Raw genomic sequence first — 14,803 nt, forward strand, 5'->3', positions numbered from 1 at the left:
CTACTGGGAAAAGAGCCCTTCTCTTTTCTGGTTCTCAGGGGATCCTTCTTGGTTTTTTCCGATCAATAGTTTACACTAAGTTTTTTATTGTTTATTCCAAGAGGGTGGCTTTGCTAGCGTTCTTTTATAAGCATCAGAAAAAATTCATGGGTTTTGTCATTGTTGGCGTATGCGTATCAGGTATAGGTATAGGCTGGGGACGCTATCCAGGAGAATCTTCCCGTGGCTCTAAGAAAATTGTTTTTTCTGTTCCGGGTAAAAAATATTCTGAGAGAGAATTTTTAGCTTTTAAGAGATTCTTCACCAACGAAGCTTATCCTTTCACTGGGAATCCTCAAGCGTGGAACTTCTTAAATGAAGGTTTATTAACAGAGCGCTTTCTAACGAATAAGTTAGGGGAAAAGCTGTTCTTAAAAGTATATTCTCAAGACTATCCCGCCTTTAAAAAAGAAAAAAACTATCAGTCATATCGGCGATTTGACTCTCTTTTTATTTCTTCCGAAGAGGTATGGAAATCCTCAGCACCACGTTTATATCAAGCTTTGGTCGCTTTGCAGGAAATCCATGATCCTGTATCTCCTGAGGGCTTTGTCGCTAGGGTTCAGCTATTTTTAGAAGAAAAAAAATTCCCTCATTATATTCTTAAACAAATGCTTGAATATCGTAGGCAGATGTTTAATCTTCCTCAAGATCCTGTTTTAGCTCAGGGCAAGGATCTACATTTATTTGGTTATCGAAACATTGCGGATTGGTTTGGTGATGCGTACGTTTCTGCGGCTGTTGAAGCTTTATTGCGTTTTGTCAATGAGCAGAAAAAAAATGTCGCCATGCCTTCCTTAAAAGAAGCTCAACAAGATTTTCAAGACAAAGCCAAACAAGCTTTTACGAAGTTAAGTAAACACGCTGGCCTGACTTTAAGCTTTGATCAGTTTGTTGCTTCTTATTTTGATTTTATGGGAGTCAGCGAATCAGAATTTTTCAATATATATCGCGAGATTCTGTTATGTAAGAGGGCTTTCTTACAATTAGAAGGTAGCGTAACTTTTGATTATCGTCCTTTGCAAGAGTTCTTCTCCCTGGGCAAAGACTCTACGTCTGTAGAAATGGTAAAACTTCCTCGTGAATATCAATTTAAGAACAAAGAGGATTTAGAAGCTTTTGAAGTATACATTAGTCTTGTGGGCGAGCCTATAAAGGATTGTCTTAGTGTTCCGCGGTGTACTTTGCCTATAAAAACTATAAAAGCTAAAGAACCCAGGTTAGTAGGACGAAGGTTTTTAGTTTCGTACAAGAGCGTGAAACTTCAGGATTTAGAAACGAAAGTTCCTATGGTGGAGGTGCACCAATGGCAGCAAAATCCTGAAAATTTCCAAGTGCTACTCCAACAGTTCCCTAAAATTGAAACATGTAATTCGAGCAAGGATTTCCAAACTCTTAAACCTTCCCTTGTAGAAAAGATCTATTCTTTCACCAGGAAAGAGATATTACGATCTTCTCCGAAAAGAATCCTGGAGGGGTTAGCTCAATGTGAACAGAAAAGTCATGAAGTTTTCCTCTCTGCACGGAAAGATAGTGTCTTAGAAGGGATCCTAGATGGGAATGAGTTGGCCAAGTTGTTGTTAGATAATGAGGTGTTAGAAGCCTATAGTCAGGACGGCGAACATTATTATACTTTTGTAGTTGATACATGCTTTGAAGGGGAAGAAGTGATTCCTTATCGTGAAGTTTTGCGTAAAGGTCTGGCCAAAACCTTAGTTTCCTCTCATAAAAATATTGCGCATATAGATAGAGTGGTGGCTGCTTTAAAATCACGGTATCAAGAAGAAGAGAACAGTAATTTATGGCAAAAGCGGCTGTGGTTGCTCGTCGAGGAACATAGAGAGGGCACATACCAGCCGGGCGCTCTTTCCTGGAATCTGGAAAAATCTATCAAAGTATTTACTCGTGGGGATCAAAATATTCCTCAGCCCTATCCTGTCTTAGCTTCTATGGAGGAGGGGGCATTGTCCGGTGTGGAGTTTAACCCTGACGAAGGCCCATTTTTCTATAAATGTTTATCTCATCAGACATGTATGGAGCCCACGAGCGTGGAAAAGTTGTTCCTTACTAAAAACCATTTAAACGAAGAAATCCTTGGTAGTTATATAGAACATTTCATTGATGAAGGAGTCAGATAATGTGGTATTCTGATTATCATGTGTGGATCGACCCCATACACGAGAATATTGTACGTTTAGGATTGACGTCTAGGATGCGAGAAAATCTGGGGCAAATCCTTCATATTGACCTGCCGGCTTTAGGAAGCTTCTGTAAGGAAGGTGAGGTGCTTGTCATTTTGGAATCTTCAAAATCTGCTATTGAGGTATTAAGTCCGGTTTCTGGAGAAATTCTTGAGGTTAATGAGAATCTCAAAGAGGACGTACGGCTTCTGAATAATTCTCCTGAAGAAGCTGGCTGGTTTGTTATCGTTAAATTAGATCAAAAATTAAATATACAAAACCTTTCTCCCAAAGAATAGTTGGGTTATCTTTTCAAAAAAATATTGTATAGTTTATATTTTTTGAACTTGGATTAGAGTTTTTTTTTATCTTTTGAAGGAGTAAAATCTTTCCCTGAAAGATAAAAAAAACAAGTTCGCTATGTCTTCGTTTATGGTTAACGTCTCTAATCCTATAGAGATGGCGAATACCCAATTGCAGCTATCCAAGCAGCTCAAAGTATTAACAATTGCTACAGTAATACTAATTTTAGCTGTTATAGGTTTTGCTTGCTACGGATTGTTTGGAACCCCATGTATAGCTATTCAGTTAATGATATGGATTATGTGTACTTCTATGACTATTGTGGCATTGATTTGTTCGTGTGTGAAGTACCATCTGATTCGCCGTTATGAAAACACTTACTTAGTAGCAGGAAGTCTACTAGATAAAGGAATTAAGACTTATGATCATTAGTATCCAAAGATTTCAGCGTCCCTCCGCAGAGACTCCAACTACAGCGACGTTATTATATCGATTACATGAAGGGCCGGTAGGCGAATCCGAAGGACTAAGAACGTTTCGCAGAGTGTTGTCAGTGTTGTTGACCTCTCTTGCGATACTCGTTATGACAGTATTTACTGTGCAATCTCCTACAATTACTCCTGCAGCATTATACACAGCGATTTTCTTTGCTTGCTGTACCCTTGTGTGTATCGCTATGTTTATAGCGAAACACGTGTTATGCCAATTTCCAGAAATTGCCAGGGGCAGTATAGCAAACATTTCTACGATGTAATTACTGAAGTTTCCCTTTTTTTGTATTTATCGTTTTGGTCTTACCAGTACGCTGCGGAGCTGAGCGTACTTTTTTTATAGGTTTGACTTCGTTGACTTCTGCCGAAGAGACTTTTTGGTCTTCTAAGACATGAGCAGCTTCTACTGTGGTGGATGGTTTAGAGATATCAATACCCGTGAGGCTCATGAAAGCCATAGCTATCAGTCCTGTAGTAATGAAAGAGATGCCCATTCCCTGAAGATTTTTGGGAATATCAGAATAGGCGAGCTTTTCTTTAATCGTGGCAAACAAAACAATAGCTAACCACCAGCCGCATCCAGCACCCAAAGAGAATATCATCATGGGAATAAACGGATAGTTGCGTGTGATTCCAAAGAGTACGCCGCCTAAGATTGCGCAGTTTACTGCGATTAGGGGGAGGAAGATGCCTAAGGAAAGGTAGAGATTTCTTGAGACTTTTTCTAAAAACAGTTCAAGGATTTGTGTGAAAGCCGCAATGACAACGATGAAGATGATGAGTTCGAGAAAATTTAAGTTTACGTTAGCTAATGCTGGGGATAGCCAAGTTAAAGCTTTAGGTCCTGTAATAAATGCATGTACGAACCAGTTAATACTTCCAGTCACGGTGAGTACCAATGCTACGGACATGCCTAAACCGTTGGCTGTAGAGACTCGTCCTGAACAGGCAAGATAGCTGCACATCCCAAGAAAATTGGATAGTAGAATATTTTGGATAAAGGTGGCTTGTAAAAAGATACCAAAGACATTTAGCCATGTATATTCACCTAACCACATAGATCTACCTTCTTTCTTTCTTAGATCTCAGAATATTGACACCCCAAATCATTATACCCAAAAGGAAGAATGCTGAGGGAGCTAAAACCATCAAGCCAAAGTTTTCATACCCATCGGGATGAGCTTCTGAGGCATAAAAACATTTAGGAATCAGTTGTAATCCAAGAATTGTCCCAAAACCGAAGAATTCTCTGATGATACTTACAGTAACTAATACCCAACCGTAACCTAATCCTGAGGCAAAACCATCCAAAAAAGCAGGAATAGGTGGAACATTTCTTGCTAGACTTTCTGCTCTTCCCATGACGATACAGTTGGTGATAATTAACCCGACGAACACAGAAAGTGTTTTTGAGATATCAAAGAAAAAAGCCTTGAGGAATTGATCAATGACAATCACGAATAAGCTAATGATAATTAGCTGGGTGATCATACGTACGCTATCCGGGGTGACTTTCCGCAATAAAGATACGAAGAACGAAGAACACCCTGTAACGAAACTCACAGCGAGACCCATGGTCAATGCTGTATTTACCGTTGTTGTTACAGCCAACGCAGAGCAAATCCCTAAAATAGCAATAAGAGGTTGGTTATTGTTCCAAAGAGGATCAAGAAAGTAACTCTTGTAGGATTTATTTGCTGCCATTTTGATCTCCCCGGTGATTAAGTTTAGCGAAAGACATCAACAAATTGCGATAGGGAGCTAAGGATTGCGCATAAGCTTCAGTAACACCGTTACATGTTAACGTAGCTCCAGAAATGCCATCGATAGCAGAGAGAGCTTTAGGAGATGTCCCGAATGCGGATTGTACCGCGCCTTTGACGACTTCCAGACCCAGGGGAGTTGTGGAGAAATCTGTATTTCCTGACGCTTCTTGTAAAAAGATTTGCTTTCCATAAAACTGCTTTTGCCATTGGGGATTGGCAATATTGGCGCCTAAGCCTGGAGTTTCTGCTTGTTGATACCACGCTGTTCCTAATACTGTATTCCCATTATTTTCTACAGCGAGATAGCCGTAAATAGGTCCCCACAAGCCAAATCCTGAAATAGGAATGACAATAGCGTCTATTACGGAAGGATTTTTCACAACCTCAGTGGCGCTCATCACTCTAGCTTGCTCTGTATTGGCTAAGATTACATAAAATAAAAGTAATGGCTGCTGATAGAAATGCCCATTTTGGTGTTTTTCTATAAACTCTGAGACGGAGATATTTTTCTCTTCAAAAGAAAACATTTGTCCTTGTCTATCTGCAAGTAAGGGACGGACAAATCCTTGTGTATAGGAGTCTAAAATAGAGCTTGTGACAACAGGGACATTTGTGTCGGCCACTTTAAGTAATTGGGATTTTTTATCATAGGTGGCAAGTTTCCAAGAACCATTCTCATAGATTTGAAATTTTCCTGAAAAATCTAAAACACGAGCTGCAGTGAGCATTTGTTGGTTGCGATCAAAAATCGCAGCGCGTTCTTGAAAAGGAGCAAGCACATAATACACAGTAGAAAGGAAAACGCTAGAGAATAAACTTAATACGAGAATAAACAGGATAACATACCAAGTTTGATTCAGATAGCGTTTGGATTTCTCTGAGGACATAGTTTAAATTCTCCTTCGTCTATACTTTCTTACAGCAAAGTAATCAAGAAGAGGAGCAAATACATTTCCAAGAAGAATGGCTAGCATAACTCCTTCGGGATATGCAGGATTGATTAATCGGATAATTATGGTCATAAAACCAATGAAGAGTCCGTAAATCCATTTGGCTAATTTCATGGTTGGTGAGGATACAGGATCCGTCGCCATGAATACGAGACCGAAGGCTAACCCCCCTAGGAACAATTGGCGGTAGGCTGGAATAAAGAATTTTGCGGGAGCCCAAGCTCCGTGTTTTCCAGCAATAAGAATACTACAAATCTTAAATAACCACGCTGTGACGAACGCCCCTATACCGAAAGACACCATCGTTCTCCATGAGGCAATCCCGGTAATCACAAGAAATACCGCACCGAGTAAACAGGCAAATGTGGATGTTTCTCCTAAAGAACCGAGAATGTTTCCCCAGAAGAGATTCCCTGAAGAGAATTTCCCAATTCCATAGATCACATCGGTAATCGCGTAGGCTGAGTCAAATTGCGTTGGGAGTAAGCCGAGACCGCCTTCACTTAATGGAGAGGTGACAAAGCTTTGCAGTTGCTCTAAAGTTAGCTTGTCTAACAGCAAACCGGGATGAGACTCTGTCCAGATCGAAAATTGTGATTCTATGACATTTTGTGTGGGGACGTGTGTCATGTGTAAAATGTTAGAGGCTATAGCATCTACATGGATTCTTTTTACAGAAGGTGGTGTAGAGTTTAATGTTTGTAGGCACGTAGATTGTGAAAAGCCGTCGATGATGGATTTTCCTGCTGTGGCGTTCATAGTGAGCAGGCTATCTTTTATGTGTGTTGGGTTGCTCCCTACCCAAACATCACCGCTCATCTTTGCTGGAAATGTAAAAAATAGAAAAGCTCTTCCTGAGAGTGCAGGATTGAGAATATTCATTCCTGTCCCACCGAACAATTCTTTACTAACCACAACGCCGAAAGCAATCCCTAAAGCGGCCATCCAATAAGGAATTGTGGGAGGTAAGGTCAGGGGATAGAGGATCCCTGTGACGAGCAATCCTTCAGCAATTTTATGTTTTCTAATGACTGCGAAGAGGACTTCACAAGCTCCTCCTACTGTATAGCTAATGATAAGTAAGGGAAGAAAAATTTTGCATCCCGTCCAAAGAACGGAAAACATGCCTATGTCATTAAAGATAAATGAGAGATAACTGCGAAATCCTGAGATATGTAAAAATGCTTCCATGAGCTGGGCATTTCCCGAGCCATAGACTAAAGCCTGAATACCCGAATTCCATATGGCTAAGAACGTCGCTGGAAAGAGTGCAATAACCACAAGCATCATCCAACGTTTAATATCTACAGCATCGCGAATGAACGGTGGAGATGAAGCTTGGTGGATGGGTTCGTAGCAAAACGTATCAATAGCGTCTGCAACTGGAGTAAAGCGTTGAAACTTGTCTTTTTGACAAATTTCCCAGATGGAATTAACAAATCGTTTAAGCATTGCTACTGAGAGGGAAGTTGAAGCTTCTACGTTTAAGAACGTAACAAATTGATTAAAATTTTAGGAATAAAAATTTTCTGTGATTCAGAGATTCTTTCGTTTTTTCCTTTATTTGATTTTCCCGAAACTCTGTTATGGTTGTCGACAACCCGGAGAGTTTTTGTGTCGGGGATGTTTAGAAACTTTAAAAGTAGTAAAGGTAACAGGGCGTTGCCCGCATTGTTATAGTATTTTGGCTGTAGGGGAAACGCAAACATGTCGTCATTGCTTGCCCTCTTTTTCTCGGAAAACTTTTTGTCTTTATGTTCCTTCGATAAAAGTACTCGCTCTGTATTCTCAAGCCTGCCTAGGGAAGGTGCCAGCTATACGTTTTTTTACACAGGGATAGAACGCCAGTGGGAACTCCACCAAATCCGTCCTAAAGCGATTTTTTATCTGATCTCAAAAATACCAAAAGATATGGCTAAGCAATTATCTACGGAGACAAACATTCCTTACCGAGGGATTTTGCCTTTAGAAAGAGAGTTCAGAAGATTGAAAACATACGTAAATGTAGGCGCCATTTGTATTTTATCAGATTATCCTTTGCCACGTGCATGGCAAGATACTATAGAGCGCTGTGCTCCACAGCCAGCGATTCTTATGAGTCTTTTTCTTTCTGAGACTCTGTGTTAATCCCGACAATAGCTACATAGCCTAAAAGACGTACACCTTCATCAACGCACAGGGTCCCTGCTTGGATATCCCCTTTAACCATAGCTTCACCACGGAGCTCTAATTTTCCGCTGACTGTAATATTCCCTTCGACCGCACCTTCAATAATGGCTTCTTGAAGTTGGATATCCGCTTTCACGCAACCTTTAGGGCCGATGATAATTTTCCCATTAGACACTAAAATACCTTCAAAGGTGCCATCAATACGCAACAAACGATCAAAGGCTAACTCACCTTTAAATGTTACACCCTCTCCTAAAGTGGTTTCAGGTTCTTCAGAAAACGAGAGCAAGGAATCTACTTCCGCAGATGCAGGGATCCATTTTTGTGCTTCTTCATTTAGAGGATAGGTGGGAGACAAAGGGCGTGTTTCCGGAGATTTTGGAGAGTCAAAAAGATTTGGAGGAGAATCTAAACGCTCAGATCTAGGATAAGAAGAATAAGTAGAATGCGCAGGCGTTTCTTCTTCATATAACGTTTGCACATCTTCAAAGGGATTTTTTCCAGTTCTACGGAACATGAGAAATTCTCCTAGATTACCCAACAATATGGTTTTTACATAAACTAATTTGACGCGTTAGAGTTTCATCTTTTTCTATTTTTTGTTCTATAGTTTTGCAAGCATAAAGTACTGTAGAATGTGTTTTTCCAAAAGCAGAACCTATAGCAACTAAAGAATCTGTGATAAGTGTTTTTGCCAGGTACATAGCCACTTGACGTGCCAAAACGAGTTCTTTAGAACGAGAGTTTCCTTTAAGCTCTTGGAGCTTGACTTGAAAGACTGTAGCCACACTTTTTAATATGCTTTCTACAGAAACTTTTTGTTTAGAAGGGGAGCGAAAAAGTTCTTTTAACGTGTCGCGGACAATAGTTTCGGTAAGTGTTTTTCCAAATAAGCGGCAATAAGCAGTAAGTTTATTAATAGCGCCTTCTAGTTGGCGTACATTTCCATAGATATGATCTGCGATGTAAAAGGCTATTTCATTAGGAATATGTAAGCCTTTCTGTTCTGCTTTATGTTGTAAAATGGCTACCCGTGTTTCTAAATCTGGGATGCCTACGTGAGCAACTAACCCCCATTCCATTCTAGCAATGATACGTTCGGAAAGTTTTAATTGTCCTGGAGGCTTATCACTAGTAATGACAATTTGTTTATTTAAGTTAATTAATGTCTCAAAGGTATTGCAAAATTCTTCTTCGAAATTTTGTCTGTTTTGCAAAAACTGGATATCATCGACAAGAAGTAGATCTAACGAACGATAAAAATTTTTCATTTTATCAATTGATTTCAATCTGAGATGTTGCACGAGATCATTAATGAAAGCTTCAGTGGTGATACAGTGAACACGAAGGTTTTTGTGATGCTCTCTGACATAGTGACCTACAGCATGGAGAAGATGTGTTTTTCCTAGGCCTACGCCTCCATGAATGAACAGAGGATTATACGAACGCCCGGGACGGCCAGCAATACCTACAGCTGCGGATTTCACAAATTGGTTTGAAGGGCCTTCTATGAAATTATCAAAACGATAAGCCGTGTTTAACTTTAGTTCGAAGTCTTTGGATTCTTCAAAAGTTTCTATAGGGGTTTCTTGCTGCTCTCGAGGGGCTACGGGTTGCGGAGGGGCTTTTTTAATTTCCGCAACAACAAACTCTAAAGCTGGCTCCCCTTGAGCATCAAGAGGAACGAAAGAACACAGGTCTTGTTTATAATTATCAAGAAGGTAGTTTTGAACAAAGATATTGGGAACTTCTAAACGGATCTTTTCCTGGGTTTCTTCTATAATTTGAATAGGAGAAATCCAGTTTTCAAAAGCCGTTTTAGAGCAACGTGTCTTGACATAATTCACAAACTGTTCCCAAGTACTACAATCGCTACAGGTTAACATGCTGCTCTCTTTTATGTGTCGAGGATTTCCTTACAGACGGGCAATTCTTGCTCGTTGAGGAAGAAATTGCCAATGTACCATTGCTGTTGATAAGCAATCAATAGTTTTTCTGCAAAAAAGAGCAGGATGATGCCAAATAGATGAGAATTCATTTTAATCGTCTGTGCCACTTCTTAGTCGGCGGGCACAAGATTAATGGGAAAGAGTTGCGGGTTTTTTGATGATTTTTTTTGTATAGCTCATAAGCAAAGCTTCAGCATCATTAGCAATTATAGGATCATCACAAGACGCCAGGTAGACAGCTATTGCGGAAGCTTCATCAATACGATTTAGGCAAAAGAGAGCTTTAGTCTTGTTTAATAGTGTGGGCAGATGGTCTCCTTGCATACGTAAAGCTTGATCTAAAACGCCTAAAGCTTTGGCATTTTCTCCTATTTGCAAATACAATCCCCCGAGGGTTTGGAAATCATAAATGCTTAATGGATCTAAAATCACTAAGGCTTCGAAAAAAAGAATCGCCTTATGATAATGTCCTTGGCGAAGAAATATGTAACCGGAAATGCGTAACTCTTCGAGTTCTTGATCTCCCCAACCTAAGATAGCTTTCCATTCGTTATCTAACATGTCTTAGCCTTGCACAAATTGAAAAATACGGGAAATAACGTAGTCGATCAAAATATTAGAAGACTTCAATCCTAGATCAATAGCCTTAAGTAAAATTTTACCTTCCTGAACGATGACGTCTTCTTCAGAATCCGCCGCCTCTTCTTCTGGATTTTCTTCTTGATCTTTGTAAGAAAACACAGGATTGACACGACTTTGATAAGAAAATTTTCCTCGGGTCAGCACTTTTAAGTAGGAAGAAATTTTCTCTAAATCCTCGTCTTGCTGATCGGGGGATCCTAGTGAAGGGGCTAAATAGGGAGTAGAAAATCGCTGTTTATGAAAGTTGCTAGGGGGTGAAAAGAAAGCCCAATCGGTTTTCTTATTCGTTTGCATCAGGGAGCTCAAGGCTGAAGGCTTGGGCGTCATGTCCAAAATTTGAGCATGCTTAGCCACATCACGGATCGTCAAACTTTCCATGTGGACTTCCTTACGGAAATCACTCACTATTTTATTGTTAGACGCGTGTTTTTCGTAAACAGAAGTACTGTAATTAAAAATTTCTACCATAATACAGCCTGTAAAACCCTATTTTCTAAATCATAATAGGGTAAAGGAAAAAGTCAATAGTCTTAATTATTCTTAAAATAGAGAATGAGGAATCAATAGAAATCTTTTCGCATTCTCTCTAATGGTGTATCTTTGTCTTGCATTGATGTTTTTAGAATGATTTAGGCGTTTTTGTGTCTGCAACCCCTTCTCATATTCCGGTATTGGTAAATGAATGTTTGTCTTTATTTGCCGATCGTCATCCAAAATTTTTCTGTGATGTTACTGTAGGAGCCGGAGGTCACGCTGAAGCTTTTCTCTCCGCATATCCTTCTATAGTTTCTTATGATGCATCTGATCGCGACGTGGCAGCTTTATCTATGGCTAAGGAGCATTTAGAAAAATTTGGCGATCGTGTGCATTTTCATCATGCATCATTTGAAGATCTTTCTAAAGATCCTAGGGAACATGTGTATGACGGCATACTTGCCGATCTTGGCGTTTCCTCTATGCAGCTAGATAATCTATCTCGGGGATTTAGTTTTCAAGGAGACGATCATGCTTTAGATATGCGCATGGATGTGACTAAGGGAATCACGGCGAGCGAGGTTTTACATACACTTCGTGAAGAAGAGTTAGGGAAAATTTTTCGTGAATACGGAGAGGAACCTCAGTGGAAAAACGCGGCTAAGGCGATAGTACATTTTAGGCGTCGTAAGAAGATCGTGACGGTTAGAGACTTAAAAGAAGCTACAGCCAAAGTTTTTCCTTCTTATCGTCTGCGCAAGAAAATTCATCCATTAACTTTGATTTTTCAAGCTTTACGGGTGTATGTAAATCAAGAGGACGTGCAATTGAAAGTATTGCTGGAGTCGGCTATGCGTTGGCTTGCTCCTGGAGGGCGGTTGATCATTATTTCGTTTTGTAGTTCCGAAGATCGCCCAGTAAAATGGTTTTTTAGAGAGGCTGAGAAATCCGGATTAGGAATGATTCTGACTAAGAAAGTGATCATGCCTACATATGAAGAAATTAGGAAAAATCCTCGATGTAGATCGGCAAAGCTCCGTTGTTTTGAAAAGAAATTTTTATGAGTAATTATCGTTTTGTACGTCTATTCTTATGTTTTTGTTTTCTAGGCGGATTGCTTTACTCCTATATTAACAAACAAAACGATCTGACTAAATTACGCTTAGAAATTCCTGCTTTATGGTCGAAGTTGCGACAGAGAGAACAGGAGAATATATCTCTACACTTTCTTATTGATAAAATAGAGAGTCCAGAGCATCTCATGCATATAGTTAGCCTTCCTGAATACCAATATCTCCAATATCCTACAGAAGATAGTGTTTGTGTTGTAACTTATGAATCACCGTAAATGCTTAACCATGATTACCTATGGAGTTCTGCTCTCCTATTCTTTCCTGATCATACGGTATTATAAAATTCAGATTTGTGAGGAGAAACGTTGGGCAGCAGAAGCTTTAGGACAACATGAATTTCGAGTAAAGGACCCTTTTCGTAGGGGGACGTTTTTTTCTCAGATGAATTTACGTAAGGGAGATTCAGAGCAACGACAAGCTCTGGCCGTGGACATTACGAAATTTCATCTTTGTTTAGATGCTGTAGCTGTTCCTGAAGAACACCGTGATGTGATTGCTAAGAAAGTTTTTAGTCTCATTGGAGAAGGTGATTATGACAAACTCCGTGCGGAGTTTGATAAAAAATCTCGCTATCGAAAGTTATTTCTTTGGTTAGATCGTGCGGATCATGACCGCATCCTGTCTTGGTGGCGGGGGTACGCAGCAAAATCTAAAATACCCTCGAATGCTTTGTTTTTCATGACCGACTATCAAAGATCTTATCCCTTTGGCAAACTTTTAGGCCAAGTTCTACATACTCTGAGAGAAGTCAAGGATGAGAAAACAGGCAAAGCTTTCCCTACAGGAGGTTTAGAAGCCTATTTTAACCACGTCCTTGAAGGAGAGCCAGGAGAACGGAAATTCCTACGTTCTCCTTTAAATCGTTTAGATCTAGATAAAGTCACAAAGATTCCTAGGGATGGTTCGGATATTTATCTCACAGTCAATCCCTGTATACAGACTATAGCGGAAGAGGAATTAGAAAAAGGGGTAAAGGAAGCCAAAGCTAAAGGTGGGCGTCTAATTTTAATGAATGCTTATACAGGCGAGATTCTTGCTTTAGCACAGTATCCTTTCTTTAATCCTTCGGAATACAAGGAATTTTTCAATGATAAGGAAAAAATAGAGCACACAAAAGTAACATCAGTCAGTGATGTGTTTGAACCCGGCTCTATCATGAAACCTCTGACTCTGGCTATAGCGTTGCTGGCCAACGAAGAGATGGTGAAAAGATCAGGAAAGCCCTTATTTGATCCTAATGAACCTATAGATGTAACCCGCAGGATTTTCCCAGGAAGAAAGCAATTTCCGCTTAAGGATATCTCATCGAATCGGCGTTTAAATATGTACATGGCGATTCAAAAGTCTTCGAACGTTTATGTAGCGCAACTTGCTGATCTTATAGTGCAACATCTAGGGAACCACTGGTATGAAGACAAGTTATTGTTATTAGGATTTGGTAAAAAGACGGGGATAGAATTGCCAGGGGAAGCGTCAGGATTGGTACCTTCACCTAAACGTTTTCATATTAATGGGGTTCCTGAATGGTCTTTATCTACGCCTTATTCTCTTGCTATGGGGTATAATATCTTGGCTACGGGAGTGCAGATGGTTAAAGCCTATGCCATTCTTGCCAACGGTGGTTATGATGTGCGCCCTACCTTGATAAAAAAAATAGTCACTACTTCTGGAAAAGAGTACGTGTTGCATCCTCAAGTTCGTGGAGAAAGAATTCTTTCTCAGGACATTGTGGATGAGGTATTGAAAGCTACGCGTTTTACTACCTATCCTGGAGGAACGGGATTTCGGGCTGCGCCTAAAAAGCATTCCAGTGCAGGGAAAACAGGAACAACAGAAAAGCTAGTTCATGGAAAGTATGATAAGCATCGGCATATTTCTTCATTTATAGGTATCACGCCGATATACCCTTCGGCAGGGGGGAGTGTTCCTTTGGTCATGCTTGTCTCTATAGATGATCCTGATCATTGTGTTCGCGAGGATGGAACAAAGAACTATATGGGAGGCCGATGTGCCGCCCCTGTATTTGGCAGAGTTGCGGATCGTGTTTTATCTTATCTAGGAGTTCCCGAAGATAAAGAAAAATACAGTTATCAGAGTGAGGTGGCTGCTATGAAAGCTTTGTATGAGGAATGGAATCGTTCGGGGAAATAATTTTTATATTATGTCTCCGTAGTAGCGGATGGGGCATTGGGCAAATTCCGGTTGTTTCTGAGAAAATCGCCAAAGTAAGAAGATGATGGTAAAAATGATTTTAAGTGCCAAGATGATTAAACCCAGGCCGAGCATTTCTAGGATTCCGGCAAAGGTATGCACTGCGATGTCGACTTTGCTATCTTTTTTTATCGGGGCTGCAAATATGCTAAAAAGTTTAGAGAATCCTAAAATATTGCCTAGTCAGGGTATAGTGCGGGCAAGAGTTTCTAAAATAGATTTTTTATTATTCAACAACCAATCATTATGCATAATGCCTTGGTGGTTGCGTATACATCCTAATTGTATGATTTTTGGGAAACGACTTGCGTGTACAACGAAGTCTCGATTGTTTTTGTACAAGCAGTTTCTACTGCCAGCTTCATAGTGAAGGTCTTGCTCCATCTTTCCCTTTGTATTCTTGTGCTTTGAACTAGGATAGCTAATTGTTATTGGGAAACAATTTCTTTTCACTAAAAATGGTATATTTTTTATGCGAGAAAAAATAGATGGACTA

17 protein-coding genes and 1 pseudogene are annotated in these 14,803 nt (G+C 39.9%); 8 read left to right on the plus strand and 10 right to left on the minus strand.

What is annotated here, in order from left to right:
- The first annotated feature begins 110 nt into the window (after window positions 1–110).
- The 4 genes from CHAB577_RS01855 to CHAB577_RS01870 all read left to right on the plus strand — a co-directional run bounded on the left by CHAB577_RS01855 (window position 111) and on the right by CHAB577_RS01870 (window position 3,276).
- Window positions 111–2,177, plus strand: a complete 2,067-nt coding sequence (locus CHAB577_RS01855; RefSeq protein ID WP_167382214.1) for a hypothetical protein — start codon at window positions 111–113, stop codon at window positions 2,175–2,177.
- Window positions 2,177–2,518, plus strand: a complete 342-nt coding sequence (locus CHAB577_RS01860) for a glycine cleavage protein H-like protein (RefSeq protein ID WP_006343998.1) — start codon at window positions 2,177–2,179, stop codon at window positions 2,516–2,518. The genes CHAB577_RS01855 and CHAB577_RS01860 overlap by 1 nt, the downstream gene beginning before the upstream one ends.
- 121 nt (window positions 2,519–2,639) lie before the next feature.
- Window positions 2,640–2,954 (plus strand): hypothetical protein, encoded by a 315-nt coding sequence (locus CHAB577_RS01865; protein WP_011097007.1) that lies wholly within the window; start codon window positions 2,640–2,642, stop codon window positions 2,952–2,954.
- Window positions 2,944–3,276 (plus strand): hypothetical protein, encoded by a 333-nt coding sequence (locus tag CHAB577_RS01870; RefSeq protein ID WP_011097008.1) that lies wholly within the window; start codon window positions 2,944–2,946, stop codon window positions 3,274–3,276. Before CHAB577_RS01865 ends, CHAB577_RS01870 begins: the two co-directional genes overlap by 11 nt.
- On the opposite strand, the gene nqrE is transcribed toward CHAB577_RS01870, so the two are convergent.
- From nqrE to CHAB577_RS01890, 4 genes are read right to left on the minus strand one after another with little or no spacing between them, the layout of a single operon-like run.
- Complete coding sequence (gene nqrE / locus CHAB577_RS01875) at window positions 3,277–4,071, minus strand: NADH:ubiquinone reductase (Na(+)-transporting) subunit E (RefSeq protein ID WP_011097009.1); 795 nt, start codon at window positions 4,069–4,071, stop codon at window positions 3,277–3,279. It abuts the gene before it with no gap.
- Window positions 4,072–4,075: 4 nt separating this feature from the next.
- Complete coding sequence (nqrD, locus tag CHAB577_RS01880; protein ID WP_011097010.1) at window positions 4,076–4,717, minus strand: NADH:ubiquinone reductase (Na(+)-transporting) subunit D; 642 nt, start codon at window positions 4,715–4,717, stop codon at window positions 4,076–4,078.
- The gene (locus tag CHAB577_RS01885) at window positions 4,704–5,666 is read right to left on the minus strand and encodes a Na(+)-translocating NADH-quinone reductase subunit C (protein ID WP_011097011.1); all 963 of its coding nucleotides are present in this window, start codon (window positions 5,664–5,666) and stop codon (window positions 4,704–4,706) included. Before CHAB577_RS01885 ends, nqrD begins: the two co-directional genes overlap by 14 nt.
- Before the next feature lie 3 nt (window positions 5,667–5,669).
- Window positions 5,670–7,181, minus strand: coding sequence for a Na(+)-transporting NADH-quinone reductase subunit B (locus tag CHAB577_RS01890; protein WP_011097012.1), 1,512 nt, complete (start codon window positions 7,179–7,181; stop codon window positions 5,670–5,672).
- Between the two features lie 79 nt (window positions 7,182–7,260).
- Between CHAB577_RS01890 and CHAB577_RS01895 the strand changes: the two are divergent.
- Window positions 7,261–7,856: pseudogene (locus CHAB577_RS01895) on the plus strand (hypothetical protein).
- On the opposite strand, the gene CHAB577_RS01900 reads toward CHAB577_RS01895, so the two are convergent.
- Genes CHAB577_RS01900 through CHAB577_RS01915 form a run of 5 tightly spaced genes read right to left on the minus strand, consistent with a single transcriptional unit; the run spans window position 7,822 to window position 10,957 of the window.
- The gene (locus CHAB577_RS01900) at window positions 7,822–8,415 is read right to left on the minus strand and encodes a bactofilin family protein (protein WP_011097013.1); all 594 of its coding nucleotides are present in this window, start codon (window positions 8,413–8,415) and stop codon (window positions 7,822–7,824) included. The pseudogene CHAB577_RS01895 and the gene CHAB577_RS01900 overlap by 35 nt on opposite strands.
- 16 nt (window positions 8,416–8,431) lie before the next feature.
- Entirely contained in the window at window positions 8,432–9,784 is a 1,353-nt protein-coding gene (dnaA, locus tag CHAB577_RS01905; RefSeq protein ID WP_006344007.1) for a chromosomal replication initiator protein DnaA, read from the minus strand.
- An 11-nt stretch (window positions 9,785–9,795) separates the two neighbouring features.
- Window positions 9,796–9,954 carry a hypothetical protein gene (locus CHAB577_RS05150; protein WP_157668419.1) on the minus strand — a complete coding sequence of 53 codons (159 nt, stop codon included), beginning with the start codon at window positions 9,952–9,954 and terminating at the stop codon, window positions 9,796–9,798.
- Window positions 9,955–9,976: 22 nt separating this feature from the next.
- Entirely contained in the window at window positions 9,977–10,408 is a 432-nt protein-coding gene (locus CHAB577_RS01910) for a hypothetical protein (protein WP_006344008.1), read from the minus strand.
- 3 nt (window positions 10,409–10,411) lie between these two features.
- Window positions 10,412–10,957, minus strand: coding sequence for a DUF5399 family protein (locus CHAB577_RS01915; protein ID WP_011097014.1), 546 nt, complete (start codon window positions 10,955–10,957; stop codon window positions 10,412–10,414).
- 173 nt (window positions 10,958–11,130) lie between these two features.
- On the opposite strand from CHAB577_RS01915, the gene rsmH reads away from it, so the two are divergent.
- The 3 genes from rsmH to CHAB577_RS01930 are packed head-to-tail and all read left to right on the plus strand — an operon-like array spanning window position 11,131 to window position 14,247.
- A complete protein-coding gene (gene rsmH / locus CHAB577_RS01920; protein ID WP_011097015.1) occupies window positions 11,131–12,027 on the plus strand; it encodes a 16S rRNA (cytosine(1402)-N(4))-methyltransferase RsmH in 897 nt (298 codons plus the stop codon).
- The gene (locus CHAB577_RS01925) at window positions 12,024–12,311 is read left to right on the plus strand and encodes a hypothetical protein (RefSeq protein WP_011097016.1); all 288 of its coding nucleotides are present in this window, start codon (window positions 12,024–12,026) and stop codon (window positions 12,309–12,311) included. Before rsmH ends, CHAB577_RS01925 begins: the two co-directional genes overlap by 4 nt.
- A complete protein-coding gene (locus tag CHAB577_RS01930; protein ID WP_011097017.1) occupies window positions 12,298–14,247 on the plus strand; it encodes a peptidoglycan D,D-transpeptidase FtsI family protein in 1,950 nt (649 codons plus the stop codon). The genes CHAB577_RS01925 and CHAB577_RS01930 overlap by 14 nt, the downstream gene beginning before the upstream one ends.
- Window positions 14,248–14,490: 243 nt before the next feature.
- Here the strand turns inward: CHAB577_RS01930 and CHAB577_RS05220 are convergent, their stop codons facing one another.
- The gene (locus CHAB577_RS05220; protein ID WP_232500314.1) at window positions 14,491–14,691 is read right to left on the minus strand and encodes a hypothetical protein; all 201 of its coding nucleotides are present in this window, start codon (window positions 14,689–14,691) and stop codon (window positions 14,491–14,493) included.
- Between the last annotated feature and the right edge of the window lie 112 nt (window positions 14,692–14,803).

It is taken from the genome of Chlamydia abortus (genome assembly GCF_002895085.1).
Taxonomy (GTDB): Bacteria; Chlamydiota; Chlamydiia; order Chlamydiales; family Chlamydiaceae; genus Chlamydia; species Chlamydia abortus.